We start from the raw sequence: 14,109 nt of genomic DNA, 5'->3' as shown, positions 1-14,109 counted from the left end.
ATGGCCAGGGCTTCGCCGGTGTTCGCGACGTGATCCCGGCCAAGTGCCGGATGCTGCGCGAAATCTGCCGGGTTTGGTCATCACAGCAGATTGAACGGCAGGGTGGAGACCAGGCGCAGCTCCTTGACGTTGCCGTCGACCTGATTCTGGCTGGCGCGGTGATCGGTCAGCAGCAGGCGGAAGCGGCTGTCCTTGAGCGTGCCCTGTTGCACCTTGTAGGTGGTGACCAGGCCGATCTCGCGGTGCTTCTCGCCATCCTGCTGCAGGACCTCCGCATAGTTGGCGTACTTGCCGGCGCCGGCGTCGTAGTGGGTACCGTCAATGTCCCAGCCCTTGGCGTACCAGACGCCGGTGCTCAGACCGGGTACGCCGAAGTAGCTCCAGTCGGTCTCGTAGCGGATCTGCAGCGACTTCTCGTTGGGGCCGTTGTAGTCCGAGACCAGTGAGTTGGCCAGGTAGATGGCCGCGGTCTCGTGGGCGTAGTCGAAGTACTCGTTGCCGTCGATCTGCTGGTAGGCCAGAGTCAGGCTGTGGGCTTGGTGGCTGCCGGTGAACGCCAGGCTCCAGGCGGTATTGTCGATGTCGCCGGCCTTGGCGCTGCCGGCGTCGACGGTGCGATAGGCATTGGCCACCGCCTTCCAGGCGAAGGTGTCGGGGTTGCCGCCGGCCTGGGTGACGCTCAGGAAGTACTGGTTCCAGACGTCTTCGAAGTTGGCGCCATAGACGCTGACTTCCCAACCCTGGGGCAGCTTGTAGTTGCCGCCGAGAAAGCTCAGGCGGTCGGCGGTGACCTCGCGGGTGCCGTACTCGGTGGTCCACTTCTCATCGCCAGCGCCGGTCCGCGGGCTGACGCGGGTAAAACTGCCGCCTTGCAGCGAGAGGTTGTCCCATTCATCGCTGGTCAGCGCGAAGCCGTCGAAACCGGAGGGGAAAGGCCGGTTGTCGTTGTAGCTGATCACCGGGGTGTCGAGCATGAAACGACCGATCTTGAGCTCGGTGTTGGAGACGCGGAAGCGTGCATCGGCAATGCCCAGCTTGGACCACTCGGCATGACCCTCGCCCTCGGCGTTGGCCAGGGTGCGGTTGCCGCCGCCACCGATCTGGCCCTTGCCCCGCTCCAGGTTGGTGGCCTGGTAGCCGGCCACGTCGATGCCGAAGCCCACCGGACCCTGGGTGTAGCCGGAGCTGTACTTGAGCGCCGTGGCCTGGACCCAGGTATTGCGCGAGTGGGTGCGCACCCGGGTGCCGTTCTTGCTGTAGCTGAAGACCGGATCGGAGCTGGTCTCGCGGGCGAAGAAGTTGCGCGTGGCCAGGGTCAGGCTGTCGTCGGCGAAAAAGCCCTTGGCGCCTTCCTGGCCCTTCACCGGCTTCTGCACGTTGGGCAGGGTCTGGACCTCGTTGGCGTAGCTGGGATCTTCCGGCGCCGGGGACTGGGCGTGGGCGGTCAGGGCCAGGGTGAGTAGGGAGAGGGCGAGGCCTCCACGGTGGACGTTGGTCATCGGCTGTGCTCCAAAGCGGTCGTTTTTCTGTTTTTTTGGGCGTTTCCGGCACGACCGAACCCGTCGCGCCGAAACACGGCGCGAGTCGGGAAGGGTCGAGGGGCGGGCCGCCCGGGCCCGATCGCTTACGGCATCAGCTGCCGATCAGTCGAGGGTCACCGTGGAGAAGTCGTAGACCCCCAGCGGACTCTGCACATAGCCCTGTACCTTGGGTTGCAGGACATCGGTGAACAGCGGATGCGCCAGGGGAATCCAGGGCATCTGCTGGTGGAAGATCTGCTGCGCCTGCTCATACAGCGCCGTGCGCTGGGCCGGGTCATTGATGCGCTTGGCCTTTTCGATGGCATCGTTGAAGGCCTTGTCGCACCAGAAGGCGCGGTTCTCGCCACTTTCAGTCGCAGCGCAGCTCAGGTTGGTGGTGAGGAAGTTGTCCGGATCGCCGTTGTCGCCGGTCCAGCTCATCATCATCAGGTCGTGCTCGCCGGCCTTGGTGCGCTTGACGAACTCGCCCCACTCGAACTGGGTGATTTCGGCCTTGATGCCGATCTTGGCCAGGTCACCCTGGATCAGCTGGGCCACCAGGGCCGGACTGCCGCCAGGGCCGCTGCCGGTGCTGATGTAGTACTTGAGGGTGAGGCCGTCGGCGTAACCGGCTTCCTTGAGCAGCGCCTTGGCCTTTTCCACGTCATGGGGCCAGGGCTTGATGTCCTTGGCGTAGCCCAGCAGCGAAGAGGGATAGGGGTTGATCGCCGCCTTGGCACCGCCTTCGCCGAACACCGTCTTCAGGTAGTTCTGCTGATCGAAGGCCATGGCGATGGCCTGACGGACCCGCACGTCGCTCAGTGGCTTGTGCCGGGTGTTCAGCGCCAGGAAGGAGGTGGTCTGGCTTTCCACCTGGGCCAGCTTGAGGCTCTTGTCCTGCTTGAGCATCGGCACATCCTGCGGTTTGACCGTCAGGCCGATCTGGCACTCGTTGTTGCGCACCCGCTGGATGCGCACGTTGGGATCCAGGGTCACCGCCAGCACCAGGCCATCCATCTGCGGCTTCTTGCCGAAGTAGTCCGGATTGACCTTGTAGCGAGTATTGGAATCCTTGGCATAGCGCTGGAAGACGAAGGGACCAGTGCCGATGGGCTTCTGGTTGATGTCGTCGGTCTTCTTGCTGGCCAGCAGGCTGTCGGCGTATTCCTTGGACAGGATCGAGCCGAAGGCCATGGCCAGGTCGGCGAGGAAGGGCGCCTCGGGCTGGTTGAGGGTGAAGCGCACATGGCTGTCGTCCACCTTGTCGATGGACTTGATCAGGGTGCCCATCTCCATGGCCGCGGCATAGGGATAGCCGCTGGGGGAGAGGTTGTACCAGGGATTGTTCTTGTCGAGCATGCGCTCGAAGCTGAACACCACGTCGTCGGCGTTGAAGTCGCGGCTGGGCTTGAAGTAGTCGGTGGTGTGGAATTTCACCCCCTGGCGCAGGGCGAAGGTGTACTGCAGGCCATCGGCAGAGACCTCCCAGCTTTCGGCCAGGCCCGGCTCCAGCTCGGCGGTGCCCTGCTTGAACTCCACCAGACGGTTGTACAGCGGCGTGGCCGAGGCGTTGAAGGTGTAGCCCGAAGTGTAGCGGCCCGGATCGAAGCCTTCCGGATTGGCCTCGGTGCAGACCACCAGGGGCCGCGCCAGAGCGGCGTTGGCCGTCAGGCAGAGGAGGGCGGCGAGAGACAGCGAGAACAGCGGTTTGGACACGGAAGGCTCCTCGTGAAGGCCCGCAGGGCGGGCCGGACAGGATCAGCGGTCGAGGCTTACGCCATAGAAACCGGTGACGCCGAAGGGGTTGATCTTGAAGCCCTGCACTTCTTTGCGCATGGGCTGGGACACCACCGAATGGGCCATGGGGCTCACCGGCATCTGCTGGCGAATGAGTTGTTGCGCCTGCTCGTAGAGACGGGTGCGCTGGGCGCGATCGTTGCTGGTCTTGGCCTGCTGGATCAGGGCGTCGTAGTCCTTGTCGCACCAGCGCGCATAGTTGCTGCCGCCAATGGCGCTGCAGCCATAGAGCACGCCCAGCCAGTTGTCCGGATCACCGTTGTCGCCGGTCCAGCCATAGGTCAGGACGTCGTGTTCGCCGGCCTTGGCTCTCTTGATGTACTCGCCCCATTCGTAGCTGACGATCCTGGCCTTGATGCCGACCTTGGCCCAGTCCTGCTGGATCATCTGCGCCGACTGGCGGGCGTTGGGATTGGAAGAGCGCTGCACGGTCATGGCCCAGAGGGCGATCTCGGTGCCGTCCTTGATCCCGGCTTGCTTGAGCAGCGCGCGGGCCTTGGTCGGATCATAGGGCGCACCCTTGATCTGCTTGTCGTAGGACCACTGATTCGGCGGGATCACGTTCTGCGCGACCTGGCCGGCCCCTTGGAACACGGTATCGACGATGGCCTGCTTGTTGATGGCCATGTCCAGGGCACGGCGCACCTCGGGGTTGTCCAACGGCGGATGCTGAACGTTGTAGGCGAGGAAGCCGACGTTGAAACCCGGCTGCTGCAGCACCTTGAGATGAGGATCCTGCTTCATCTCCACCAGATCCGCCGGGCGCGCATAGCCGCTGACCTGGCACTCGTTGGCCTTGAGCTTCTGCAGGCGGGTGGCGGCGTCGGGGGTGATGGCGAAGATCAGGTTGTCGAGCTTGACGTCCTCAGGCTTCCAGTAGTCTGGATTGCCCTTGAAGCGGATCACCGCATCCTTCTGGTAGCGGCTGAAGACGAAGGGACCGGTGCCGATGGGCTGCTGGTTGAGCAGTTCCGGCTTGCCCTCCTTGAGCAGCTGCGCGGCGTACTCCGCCGATTGAATGGAGGCGAAGCTCATGGCCAGGTCGGCGGCGAAGGCGGCATCGACCTTGTTCAGGGTGAAGACCACGGTGTGGTCATCGACCTTGGCCACCTTGGCGATGTTCTGGTCCAGCCCCATGTCGGTGAAGTAGGGGAATTCGGTGGGATAGGCCCTACGGAACGGCTGCTCCTTGTCGAGCATGCGCTGGAAGGTGAAGACCACGTCGTCGGCAGTGAAGTCGCGCGTGGGCTTGAAGTAGTCGGTGGTGTGGAATTTCACGCCCTGGCGCAGGTGGAAGGTATAGGTCTTGCCATCCGCGCTCACGTCCCATTGGGTCGCCAGGCCCGGCTCCAGGGTGGTGCCGCCGCGCTGGAACTGCACCAGGCGGTTGTAGACCGTTTCCGCCGAGGCGTCGAATTCGGTGCCCGAGGTGTATTGCGCGGGATCGAAGCCGGCGGGGCTGGCTTCCGAGCAGTAGACGAGATTGCTCGCCGCCTGGGCGAGCGGAGCACAGGCGAGCAGGCTCGCCGCCAGCAACGAGTAGGCGTAGGGAAGGCGCATGGGTCTCACTCCATCAGTCAAATGAACGGCCAAGGCCGGGAGTCTAGCTCCCGACCCTGGCCAAGCGGCTTCACTTGCTGACGCTGACGCCGTAGAACTCGTTCAACCCGAAGGGGCTGATCTTGTAGTCCTGGACTTCCTTGCGCATCGGCATATAGACCGTGGAATGCGCGATGGGCGTCATGGGCACCTGCTGCTTGAGCACCTGCTGGGCCTGCTCGTAGAGCTTGGTGCGTTCGCCCTGGTCGGTCACGCGCTTGGCCTTGACCACCAGGTCCTCGAACGGCTGGTAGCACCAGCGAGAGAAGTTGTTGCCGCCAATGGCCTTGCAGCCGAAGAGGGTCGCCAGCCAGTTGTCCGGGTCACCGTTATCGCCGCTCCAGCCGATCAGCATGATGTCCTGCTCACCGCTCTTGGAGCGCTTGATGTACTCGCCCCATTCGTAGCTGACGATCTTGGTCTTGACGCCGATCTTGGCCCAGTCCTGCTGCAGCATTTCCGCCATCAAACGAGCGTTGGGGTTGTAGGGGCGCTGCACCGGCATGGCCCAGAGGGTGAGCTCGGTGCCTTCCTTGAAGCCGGCTTCCTTGAGCAGGGCCTTGGCCTTTTCCGGATCGTAGGGCGCGTCCTTGATGGACTTGTCGTAGGACCACTGCGTCGGCGGCATGCTATTGACCGCTACCTGGCCAGCGCCCTGGTAGACGGCATTGATGATGGCCTCCTTGTTGACGGCCATGTCCATGGCCTGGCGCACCTTGAGCTTGGTCAGTTCGCCATGCTCGACGTTGTAGGAGATATAGCCCAGGTTGAAGCCCGGCTGCGACGGCAGCTTGAGATTCGGATCCTTCTTCAGGCCATCCAGGTCCGCCGGACGCGGGTAGACAGTGATCTGGCATTCACCGGCCTTGAGTTTCTGCATCCGCACCGAAGGATCGGTGTTGATGGAGAAGATCAGGTTGTCCACTTTGGGACCATCGACCTTGTCCCAGTAGTCCGGGTTGGCCTTGTAGCGGATCACCGCATCCTTCTGGTAGCGGCTGAAGACGAAGGGGCCGGTGCCGATAGGCTTCTGGTTGATCTCGGCCGCCTTGCCGGCCTTGAGCAGCTTGTCGGCGTACTCGGCCGACTGGATCGACGGGAAGGGCATCGCCAGATTCTGCAGGAAGGCGGCATCCACTTCGTTGAGGGTCATGCGCACCGTGTGGTCGTCGACCTTTTCCACCTTGGCGATGTTCTGGTCGAGGCCCATGTCGGTGAAGTAGGGGAATTCGGTGGGATAGGCCTTACGGAACGTATTGTTCTTGTCCAGCATGCGCTGGAAGGTGAACAGCACGTCATCGGCATTGAACTCGCGGGTCGGCTTGAAGTAGTCCGTGGTGTGGAATTTCACGCCCTTGCGCAAATGGAAGGTGTAGACCTTGCCGTCTTCGCTGATATCCCAGCTTTCCGCCAGACCCGGCTTGACCTGGGTACCGCCGCGCTCGAACTGGGTCAACTTGTTGAAGATGGTTTCCGCCGACGCATCGAAGTCCGTGCCGGTGGTGTATTGCGCCGGATCGAAGCCGGCCGGGCTGCCTTCGGAGCAGAACACCAGGTTGGTCGCCTGGGCCAGGGGTGCGCCGGCCAGCAGACCGGAAGCGAAGAGGGCAGCGAGTACGTTCTTGTGCATGGAGACCTCATGTCGGGGACGGCGCAACACGATGTGGCGTTGCGAAACAGAATGCCGGTGTCTTGTGGACAAATGAGCCCACATGCACAGCTTATGCCCATGTCCATAGCTCAGGCGAGCTATTGACCCAAGGTGACCCAAACACAAAACAGATGTCGCAAAGATGTAAGACGAGGTGTAGCAACAGGAAATCGGTGCGCACCAAAAGTGCGCACCGAGACAGCATTGTTACTTTTCTGCACTAGATCAGGGCATCTGTACTTCGATGGTACCGCCAGCCGTCACTTCGACAGTGGTCGTACCCGGGGCGACGTCAGGGGTCACGGCATCACTGGCAGCCTTCATCGCCGACATGCGCAGCATCGGCAGCGGCTGGGGAACACCGCTGGTGCCCAGGTCCAGATTGACGATGCGATAGCCCGAGCCACCCAGGGCCTCGGTGGCCAACTGGGCGCGTGCCTTGAAGGCGGCCACGGCGTCCTTGAACAGGGCGTCCTCCTGCTGCTTGCGGGTGCCGTCGGCGATGGTGAATTGCAGATTGCCCATCTTCAGGCTGCCCAGCAGTTCGCCGGTCAGCTTGGACAGGGCGGCGAAGTCGGCGCTTTCCAGGCGCAGTTCGCCGCGCTCGCGCCAGGCATTGATGGCGCGGCCCTGGTCTTCGTAGACCGGGTAGGTGTTGCGATTGCCCAGGGAAACGTCCACGCCGGCGACCTTGCGCGCCTGTTCCAGGGCGGCGTTGAGGGTCTTGGTGGTGTCGCTGGCCAGGGCCGCCGGATCCTGGCCCTGGCTTTCGGTGTAGAGCATGACCTGCATGCGGTCGCGCGGCACCTCACGACTGACCTCGGCCCTCAGGCTGATCTGGTTGTAGCGCGGTTCGTCGGCCTGGGCGCCGGTGGCGAGCAGGGCACTGAACAGGGCGGCGCCCAGCGCGAGCGGGCGTAGGGAAGGGGTCATGGTGTTCTCCTGATTAGCGGTACGACAGCGGTGTGACCTCAGACCCGCCGGTTGGTGCGTCGCTTTGCCGCGTCGGCGGCTGAGGGCGAACGGCTCTCGCTATAATGGCGAGTCTGCTCCGACGGGCAGGCCCGCCAGGGGCTGCCGTCTCGATCGTTTCTTGCGCCTGGAACCTCGCATGTTCTCCTTGCCCGTTCAATGGTTGTCCGCCAATCGCCAGAATCTCGGGCGCTTGGTGCTTATCCGCGTGCTGGTGCTGGCCGCCCAGGCCGGCTCGGTCGGCATCGCCCGGCTGTCGGGCATCGTCCAGCTGCCCTGGACGGCCCTGGCCATCACCCTGGGCGTCTCCGCGGTGCTCTGCCTGTTCGCCGCCCTGCGGCTGACCCGCCCCTGGCCGGTCACCGAGCAGGAATATGCCGCGCACCTGGGCTGCGACCTGGCCATCCACAGCGCCCTGTTGTATTTCGCCGGAGGGCCGACCAACCCCTTCGCCTCCTATTACCTGGTGCCCCTGACCATCGCCGCGGCCACGCTGCCCTGGCTCTACACCCTGGTGCTGGCGGCCCTGACCCTGGTGGTCTTTTCGCTGATGCTGCTCTCCTACGAGCCGCTGCACCTGCTGGTGGCCAACGACGGTGCGGTACTCAGCTACGGCATGTGGCTGAGCTTCGCCCTGTCCGCCGCCGTCATCACCCTGTTCGTCGCGAGGATGGCCACTGCCCTGCGCGAGCAGGAAAATTTGCAGGCCCAGCGCCGCGAGCAAGCCATGCGCGACCAGCAACTGCTGGCGGTGGCCACCCAGGCCGCGGGCGCTGCCCATGAACTGGGCACTCCGCTGTCCACCATGAGCGTGCTGCTCAAGGAATTGCAGCAGGAGCATGCCAATCAGCCGACCCTGAGCGAGGACCTCAAGCTGTTGCAGGCACAGGTCGGCCAGTGCAAGCAGACCCTGCAGCAACTGGTGCGCGCCGCCGAAGCCGACCGCCGGCAGACGGTGCAGGAACAGACCGCCGTGGAGTGGCTGGAGGCGACCATGGATCGCTGGCACCTGATGCGCCCGGAAGCCAGCTACAGTTTCGAGGTGGTGAGTCTGGGCACGCCGCCGCGGCTGACGCCGCCGGTCGAACTTACCCAGGCGCTGCTGAATCTACTCAACAATGCCGCCGACGCCTGCCCGGAAAACCTGGCCATCCGTCTGCACTGGGATGCCCGCGAGCTGTGCCTGTCGATCCGCGACCATGGCGCCGGCGTGCCCCTGGCCATCGCCGAGCAGCTGGGCAAGCCCTTCTTCACCACCAAGGGCAAGGGCTTCGGCCTGGGCCTGTTCCTCAGCCAGGCCAGCGTCACCCGCGCCGGTGGCACGGTGAAGCTCTACAATCACGAAGAAGGCGGCACCCTGACCGAATTGCGCCTGCCGCGGCACTACGCCCTGGCGTGAATGCCTGGAGAATTCTATGACTGACGACCTCAACAGCGGTTTCGACGACCAGCCCCATATCCTGCTGGTCGACGACGACCCTACCTTTACCCGGGTAATGGCCCGCGCCATGGACCGTCGCGGCCTGCGCGTGTCCATCGCCGACAGCGCCGAAGAAGGCCTGCAGCTGGCCAAGGACGACCTGCCGGACTACGCCGTGGTCGACCTGAAGATGGAAGGCGACTCGGGCCTGGTGCTGCTGCCCAAGCTGCTGGAATTGCATCCGGACATGCGCGTGGTCTTGCTGACCGGCTATTCCAGCATCGCCACCGCCGTGGAAGCCATCAAGCGCGGCGCCACCAACTACCTGTGCAAGCCGGCCGACGCCGACGACGTCCTGGCTGCCTTGCTCGCCCAGCACGCCGATCTTGACACCCTGGTACCGGACAATCCCATGTCGGTGGATCGCCTGCAGTGGGAACACATCCAGCGGGTACTGTCCGAGCACGAAGGCAACATCTCGGCGACCGCCCGCGCCCTGGGCATGCACCGCCGGACACTGCAGCGCAAGCTGCAGAAGCGCCCCGTACGCCGCTGAGCGAGCCTCATCGTCCACCGGCCATGGACGATGAGTGTTACATTGTTTCAGTCAGAATTCGTTCAGGCTTTCCGGCATAGGCTGTGCAGGCGTCTCGTTGAGCAGTCCTTGAGAGTCCGAGCATGTCCGAATCCGCCGTACCCGTGCCCTCCGTCTACGGGGCTTCCCGTGGGCATTTCCTGGCCCGCGTCTGGGCCCTGATCACCCCCTACTGGCGCAGTGAAGAGAAGGGCAAGGCCTGGCTCCTGCTGTCCGTGGTCATCGCCCTGTCCCTGGCCGGGGTCGGTCTGTCGGTGGCCCTGAACACCTGGTATCGCTACTTCTACGATGCCCTGCAGAATCGCGATCTGGCCGCCTTCATCCGGCTGATGCTGTACTTCTGCGGCCTGGCGACCACCGCCATCCTGCTGGCGGTGTACCGGCTGTACCTGACCCAGGCGCTGACCATCAACTGGCGGCGCTGGCTGACCGAAAAGCACTTCGGCCTCTGGCTGTCCGATCGCAACTACTACCAGCTGGAACGCGAAGGCGGCGCCGACAACCCCGACCAGCGCCTCACCGAAGACATCCGCGACTTCGCCGACACCACCCTGAGTCTGGGCCTGGGGTTCATCCGTACCGTGGTCAGCCTGGTGTCCTTCAGCATCATCCTGTTCGGCATCTCCGGCGACATCACCCTGTTCGGCATCACCATCCCGGCTTATATGTTCTGGGCCGCGCTGATCTACGCCACCATCGGTACCTGGCTGACCCACCTCATTGGCCGTCGGCTGATCGGCCTCTATAACCAGCAGCAGCGCTATGAGGCCGACCTGCGCTTCGGCCTGATCCGCGTCCGCGAAAAGGCCGAGAGCGTGGCGTTGTTTCGCGGTGAAGCCAACGAGCACCAGCGCCTGCTGGAGCGCTTCGGCTATGTCTGGGGCAACTACCACCTGGTGATGAACTACACCAAGCGACTGACCTTCTTTACCGCCGGCTACAGCCAGATCGCCATCATCGCTGGCTTCGTCCTGGCGGCGCCGCGTTACTTCTCCGGCAAGATCCAGCTGGGCGATCTGATGCAGATCAACTCGGCCTTCGGCAATGTCCAGGAAAGCCTCAGCTGGTTCGTCGACGCCTATGTCAGCCTGGCCGGCTGGCGCGCCGTCTCCGACCGTCTGCTGACCTTCCGCGAGACCATGGCCGAATTCAGCCAGGAGACCGATATCCTGGTGCCCCATGCCAGTGACAGCGACCTGGTTTTGGAAGGGCTTTCTCTGGGCGCCGCCGGCCGGTTGCTGCTGCACCCCACCGATCTGCGCATCGCCCGTGGTGAGCACCTGCTGATCGAAGGCGCCTCGGGCAGCGGCAAGAGCACCCTGCTGCGCGCCCTGGCCGGACTCTGGCGGCAAGGGCAGGGCGGTATCGCCGTACCGCCGGGGCGTCAGCTGTTCCTGCCGCAGCAACCCTATCTGCCCATCGGCACCCTGCGTGAAGCCCTGGCCTATCCGCAGCCGGCGGATGCCTATTCCGACGAGCGCCTGGCCGAGGTGCTGCATCAATGCCGCCTCGATCACCTGCGCGAGCACCTGGATGAAGCCCGTCATTGGGAGCGCACCCTGTCGCCCGGCGAGCAGCAGCGCGTGGCCCTAGCGCGGGCGCTGCTCTATGCCCCCGACTGGCTGTTCCTCGATGAAGCCAGCTCGGCATTGAGCGAAGCGGACGAACGCGCCCTTTACGAACGCCTGCTGAGCGAGAATCCCGGCCTTACCCTGGTCAGCGTCGGCCACCGTCCGAGTCTGCGCGCCTACCACCGCCGCCACCTGCTGCTGGAGGGACAAGAACTGCGTCCTAGAGCGGTTGGCGAAGTGTCTTGATATGGACTAAGCGGTCTAAATCGGGCGTTTTGGGGAAGGTGGGTGCTATGATTCCGGAGTTACTTCAATTGGTACGAGAATCCATGTCAGCACCCACCGTATCCCGCCCCCGAAAAAGACCCCGTAGCCTGGCAGAAGAGGTCGTCGGGGTGCTGATTCAGCAGATCGGCGATGGCCAGTTCCAGCCCGGCGACAAGCTTCCCACTGAGTCGGCCATCATGCAGGCCCAGGGCGTTAGCCGCACCGTGGTGCGCGAGGCCATTTCCCGACTGCAGGCCGGTGGCTATGTGGAGACTCGCCATGGCATCGGCACCTTCGTGCTGGAGCGGCGCCCCGAGTCGCCGCTGCCGATCGATCCGGCCACCATCACCACTCTCAAGGACGTGCTGGCGATGCTCGAATTGCGCATTAGCCTGGAAGTCGAGGCCGCCGGTCTGGCCGCCCAGCGCCGCTCGGCCGAGCAATTGCAGGCCATGTGGGCATTGCTGGAAGCCATGCGCACCGGCGTCGAAGAGCCTGATCGCGCGGTGAGCGCCGACCTGGAGCTGCACCTGCTGATCGCCAGCTCGACTGGCAATCGCTATTTCAGCGACATCATGAGCTACCTGGGCACGGTGCTGATTCCCCGGACCCGCCTCAATTCCGCCTATCTCGCCCATGATGACCAGCAGCTCTACCAGCGTCGTCTGGATGCGGAGCACGAAGCCATCGTCCAGGCCATCGAAGACGGTAACTTGGAAGCGGCTCGCGCCGCCATGCGGCTGCACCTGAGCAACAGTCGCGAGCGTCTGAGACGCGCTCACGAAGAAATGGAGCGTCAGGCGGAAGAGGTCTGAAACAGGGCTAGAGCGTCTTAAGGAGCATTTTTCTGGTTGGGGCTTGCCCCTTCCATAAAAGAGGTTGTACGATGACTTACAACAGGTGGCGGACCTGCCGCACCTTAGTCCAACCTATGCCGAGGCACTCAAGATGACTCCACAAGAACTCAAACACGTCCTCTCTTCCGGTCTGCTGTCCTTTCCGCTGACCGACTTCGATGCCAACGGCGACTTCCGTCCCGACACCTATGCCAAGCGCCTGGAGTGGCTGGCCCCCTATGGCGCGACCGCGCTGTTCGCCGCCGGCGGCACCGGTGAATTCTTTTCCCTGGAAGCCAGTGAATACAGCGGCATCATCAAGACCGCCGTGGATACCTGCCAGGGCAGCGTACCGATCCTCGCCGGTGTTGGTGGCTCCACCCGCCAGGCCATCGCCTACGCCCAGGAAGCCGAACGTCTGGGCGCCAAGGGTCTGCTGCTGCTGCCGCACTACCTCACCGAAGCCAGCCAGGACGGTGTGGCCGCCCATGTCGAAGCCGTCTGCAAGTCTGTCAAGATCGGTGTGGTGGTCTACAACCGCAACGTCTGCCGCCTGCAGCCGCACCATCTGGAGCAGCTGGCCGAGCGCTGCCCGAACCTGATCGGCTACAAGGACGGCCTGGGCGACATCGAGCTGATGGTCGCCATCCGCCGCCGCCTGGGTGATCGCTTCAGCTACCTGGGTGGCCTGCCCACCGCGGAAGTCTATGCCGCCGCCTACAAGGCGCTGGGCGTGCCGGTCTATTCCTCGGCCGTGTTCAACTTCGTCCCCAAGACCGCCGTGCAATTCTACGAAGCCATCGCCCGTGACGATCATGAGGCGGTCGGCAAGCTGATCGACGACTTCTTCCTGCCGTACCTGGAAATCCGCAACCGTTGCGCCGGCTATGCCGTCAGCATCGTCAAGGCGGGCGCCAAGATCGCTGGCTACGATGCCGGTCCCGTGCGTACCCCGCTGACCGATCTCAAGCAGGACGAATACGAGCAACTGGCGGCACTGATGGACAAGCTCGGTCCGCAGTAACCACGGTTATCCAAGAGCGGCCTCACGGCCTCTCTTCCTGTTGCACAACCCGCGTCCAGTCTCTTGGTCGCGGGCTTTTTTTGTCCGCTTTACCTGAGTGCGGCGGGGTTTAAGGGGCGTTAGGGTGTGGGTGCCACGCTGGATTACCCACCACGCCCCGATCCTGGAAAGGGTAGGGCGGCACCTGCCCATCCGTGCAAGGTGCAGCCAGAGAATCCCGCCATGAGCGCGGCCCTGTTGTGTCTGGCACTTGCCACGCCGCCTGTGCGCGCCGCCCTGGCCCAGGCAATCAGGTCAGCGCAGCCATGAGGATTCCGCCATGCCAGGAGGCGCTTCGACGTGCAGCGTGCGGTGGCCGGACTACCCGGCCTGTCGAGCCTAGCGCAATGGTCAGTCCAGGCTGCGGATGCTGACCTTGGAGGTGCCATCGGCCACCATGTCGAGGCGATCGGCCGCACTGCGTGACAGGTCGATCACCCGGCGACGCACCGTCGGGCCGCGATCATTGATGCGGACCACCACGCTGTGACCGTTGGCCAGGTTGGTGACCTGGACCCGGGTGCCGAAGGGCAGGGTGCGGTGGGCCGCGGTCAGGGCGTTGGGGTCGTACTTCTCGCCGCTGGCGGTGCGGCGACCCGCGTGCCACTTGGAGTAGAAGGACGCCATGCCGGTGTCTTGGTAGTCATGGGCCGCGCTGGAGGACAGCGTGGGTGGGAAGCTTTCCTGACTGGCGCAACCGGCGAACAGCAGGACCAGCGACAGCAGTCCGGCACGGTGGATCCGATGCATCTCGATGCCTCCTGGCAAAACGACCGGCAGCAGCTTAAGGGGTCGGACCGAGACTGTCAGCCCCGGTC

At 64.0% G+C, this 14,109-nt stretch carries 11 protein-coding genes; 5 read left to right on the top strand and 6 right to left on the bottom strand.

The window, feature by feature from the left end; genetic code table 11:
• Positions 1–80: 80 nt before the first annotated feature.
• From LRS53_RS16565 to LRS53_RS16545, 5 genes are all read right to left on the bottom strand, one after another.
• Positions 81–1,499, bottom strand: coding sequence for an OprD family outer membrane porin (locus LRS53_RS16565; protein ID WP_231356623.1), 1,419 nt, complete (start codon positions 1,497–1,499; stop codon positions 81–83).
• Between the two features lie 144 nt (positions 1,500–1,643).
• Positions 1,644–3,236: an ABC transporter substrate-binding protein gene (locus tag LRS53_RS16560; protein WP_231356622.1), complete on the bottom strand. Its 1,593-nt coding sequence runs from the start codon at positions 3,234–3,236 to the stop codon at positions 1,644–1,646.
• 42 nt (positions 3,237–3,278) lie between these two features.
• On the bottom strand, positions 3,279–4,877 hold the full coding sequence (locus LRS53_RS16555; protein WP_231356621.1) for an ABC transporter substrate-binding protein: 1,599 nt from the start codon (positions 4,875–4,877) through the stop codon (positions 3,279–3,281).
• A gap of 70 nt (positions 4,878–4,947) precedes the next feature.
• Complete coding sequence (locus LRS53_RS16550; RefSeq protein ID WP_160923720.1) at positions 4,948–6,546, bottom strand: ABC transporter substrate-binding protein; 1,599 nt, start codon at positions 6,544–6,546, stop codon at positions 4,948–4,950.
• 246 nt (positions 6,547–6,792) lie between these two features.
• Positions 6,793–7,500: an SIMPL domain-containing protein gene (locus tag LRS53_RS16545; RefSeq protein WP_231356620.1), complete on the bottom strand. Its 708-nt coding sequence runs from the start codon at positions 7,498–7,500 to the stop codon at positions 6,793–6,795.
• 178 nt (positions 7,501–7,678) lie between these two features.
• On the opposite strand from LRS53_RS16545, the gene LRS53_RS16540 reads away from it, so the two are divergent.
• The 5 genes from LRS53_RS16540 (at position 7,679) to kdgD (ending at position 13,252) form a co-directional block, all read left to right on the top strand.
• Positions 7,679–8,938 carry an ATP-binding protein gene (locus LRS53_RS16540; RefSeq protein ID WP_017642393.1) on the top strand — a complete coding sequence of 420 codons (1,260 nt, stop codon included), beginning with the start codon at positions 7,679–7,681 and terminating at the stop codon, positions 8,936–8,938.
• Positions 8,939–8,954: 16 nt separating this feature from the next.
• Positions 8,955–9,515, top strand: a complete 561-nt coding sequence (locus LRS53_RS16535; protein ID WP_017642392.1) for a response regulator transcription factor — start codon at positions 8,955–8,957, stop codon at positions 9,513–9,515.
• 122 nt (positions 9,516–9,637) lie between these two features.
• Complete coding sequence (locus LRS53_RS16530) at positions 9,638–11,371, top strand: ABC transporter ATP-binding protein/permease (protein ID WP_231356619.1); 1,734 nt, start codon at positions 9,638–9,640, stop codon at positions 11,369–11,371.
• 83 nt (positions 11,372–11,454) lie between these two features.
• The gene (locus tag LRS53_RS16525; RefSeq protein WP_026083998.1) at positions 11,455–12,207 is read left to right on the top strand and encodes a FadR/GntR family transcriptional regulator; all 753 of its coding nucleotides are present in this window, start codon (positions 11,455–11,457) and stop codon (positions 12,205–12,207) included.
• Between the two features lie 133 nt (positions 12,208–12,340).
• A complete protein-coding gene (gene kdgD / locus LRS53_RS16520) occupies positions 12,341–13,252 on the top strand; it encodes a 5-dehydro-4-deoxyglucarate dehydratase (RefSeq protein ID WP_017642389.1) in 912 nt (303 codons plus the stop codon).
• A 390-nt stretch (positions 13,253–13,642) separates the two neighbouring features.
• Here kdgD and LRS53_RS16515 read toward each other — a convergent pair whose 3' ends face one another.
• Entirely contained in the window at positions 13,643–14,041 is a 399-nt protein-coding gene (locus LRS53_RS16515) for a septal ring lytic transglycosylase RlpA family protein (RefSeq protein WP_231356618.1), read from the bottom strand.
• Positions 14,042–14,109 lie beyond the last annotated feature (68 nt).

Origin of the sequence: Pseudomonas sp. PLB05 (assembly GCF_021106615.1) — a bacterium.
GTDB classification, from domain to species: domain Bacteria; phylum Pseudomonadota; class Gammaproteobacteria; order Pseudomonadales; family Pseudomonadaceae; genus Chryseomonas; species Chryseomonas benzopyrenica.
This window is presented reverse-complemented; position numbering and strand designations above follow the sequence as displayed.